The sequence below is a fragment of the Methylobacterium sp. WL18 genome, from assembly GCF_008040015.1.
Taxonomy (GTDB): domain Bacteria; phylum Pseudomonadota; class Alphaproteobacteria; order Rhizobiales; family Beijerinckiaceae; genus Methylobacterium; species Methylobacterium mesophilicum.
The window spans coordinates 1-1893 of record NZ_VRVD01000794.1 but is presented as its reverse complement, the minus strand read 5'-3'; the positions used below and the strand labels follow the sequence as shown (position 1 = coordinate 1893).

Sequence of the window (1893 nt, the reverse complement as noted above, 5' to 3'; positions counted from 1 at the left end):
TCCAGGCAGGGGCGGGGCAGGGGGCGGGCAGAGCCTTAAGTGCGCGTTCAGGATCGGGGCGTCAACACGGAGGAAGCGCGGTCTCCGCCGGGGCCCCGACGTGTTCTGGCGCACCTCGGAGACTGGCGCGCATTGGCTAACGGAATGGTCATCAATCGGTGGCCACAATTCTCGCAAGTTCACGGCGGATCAGACATGGCCGGTTTGGGCATGGAACAAGGCACCGCACCTAATCCTACGTAGTAGGACTAGATACTGGTACCTGTAATGCCCAAATTGATCGCAAAGCTGCCGCAGAGATGCTTGCATTGACGCTCAGCCTCACGGACCCCGCGGCACACCGGCTCGACCGGGCGGCGGGGATCTGAACGGTCCAAAACGGTTCGGAAGGACACGACATCATGGAAACCGAAGCTCTCGAACGCCCGGCCGATCTCACGATCTGGCGCACGGCCCCGGCGACCGCCCCGCTGGCTCAGCCCGAGCGGTACGGCACCCTGCGCGAGGCGATCGCCGCCGCCGCGGGCGCCCTGACCGATCCGGCCAAGCAGCCCTGGATCATCACCGAGGAGGGCGAGATCCTCTCCCCGAACTGGATCCGCACCTACCTGAACTGACCGGTTCCAGCGGATTCAAAGTGGCTTTGCGCGAAGAGGATCGACCTGCTGGGGTCCTCGCAGCGCAGAGCCCCGCCGATCGATCGGCAGGGCCGTGACGAATTGCTTGCCGGTCGTGCCGCGCCCGCCGGCTGACGACGAGGCGGTCGATCGAGCATGCCAAGGTCACGTCGCCAGTGCGCCAGGGCCGTTCGTATGCTAGACGAACGGAGCCTGAAGCTGCACTTCAGGTCAGCCTCTTCTCAAGAGTGCGAGCCGCGTCCGTGACCGCCGTTGCTTTCGACACCCTGCGGTTCGTCCGCACGCTCCGCGACAAGGCCAAGATGTCCTCGGAGCAGGCCGAAGGTCTGGCCGACGCCATCGCCGAGGCGATTCAGAACGATCTGGCGACAAAGACCGACATCGCCGCGGTCCGGACGGATATCGAGGCGCTGCGGCTCTCGACCAAGTCGGATATCGAAGCGCTGCGGCTCGCCAACAAGGCCGACCTCGCCGACACGAAGGCCGAGATCGTCAAATGGATGCTCGGCGCGATCGGGTTCCAGGCGCTCGTGATCGTCGGCGGCATCGTGGCCCTGGCGCGGGGCCTGCACTGAGCGAACCTGGGCGCGGCTCCGGAACAGCGGGGATATCGGGGATCGCAATCGGTGCCCCGCCGGCTCACTCGGCCGCGTCGGAGCGGCGGAATCCCTCGATCCCGACCTGCTCCGGGTTGATCGCGTGCAGCGCCCGGCGCGCCGCCTCCAACGGGTGCTCGGCCTCGATCCGCACCGACGTCAGGTCCGGGCTCTTGTAGACGGTGACGATGGTGTCCATCACCTCGGTCAGCGTCGTGCGCTTGTCCTCGGGGGCGGCGATCAGCAGCTGCAATCCCCAGGCGCGGTAGAGATCGACCAGCGCCTGGCTGTTGCGCACGTCGAGCTTGGAGAACGCCTCGTCGAGGAGGCAGAGCCCCAGGCCCGGATTCTCGTCGCCGGGCCGGTCGCCCGGATAGTAGGCGCTCGCCAGCGAGGCCGCGATCGCCACGTAGAACGGCGCCTGCGCCTCGCCCCCCGATCCGCGCAGGGCCCGCGCCGACATCGTCGTGCGGTTGCCGGCCGCGTCCTTCATGCCGATCTCGTAGACGAAGTAGTTGCGGTAATCGGCGAGCCGGGCCGCATCCTCCTGGCCGGCGATCAGCGCGGTGATCTCCTCCAGCGCCGCCGCCATCGGCCCCTCGGTCTCGCCGGCCAGCAGCGCCTGCGCGGCCTCGGGCGAGCGGGCGGTCTCGGTGGCG

The 1893-nt window shown here is 67.9% G+C and carries 3 protein-coding genes; 2 read left to right on the top strand and 1 reads right to left on the bottom strand.

Features of this window, described 5'->3' with window-relative positions; translation table 11 throughout:
* Positions 1-401: 401 nt before the first annotated feature.
* Both FV228_RS28370 and FV228_RS28365 read left to right on the top strand, forming a co-directional pair.
* On the top strand, positions 402-617 hold the full coding sequence (locus tag FV228_RS28370) for a hypothetical protein (protein ID WP_147857535.1): 216 nt from the start codon (positions 402-404) through the stop codon (positions 615-617).
* A gap of 263 nt (positions 618-880) precedes the next feature.
* Positions 881-1213 carry a DUF1640 domain-containing protein gene (locus tag FV228_RS28365; RefSeq protein WP_147857534.1) on the top strand — a complete coding sequence of 111 codons (333 nt, stop codon included), beginning with the start codon at positions 881-883 and terminating at the stop codon, positions 1211-1213.
* Positions 1214-1277: 64 nt separating this feature from the next.
* Here the strand turns inward: FV228_RS28365 and FV228_RS28360 are convergent.
* Positions 1278-1893: SbcC/MukB-like Walker B domain-containing protein (locus FV228_RS28360; RefSeq protein ID WP_281406546.1), on the bottom strand; the 616-nt coding region annotated here is incomplete at its 5' end.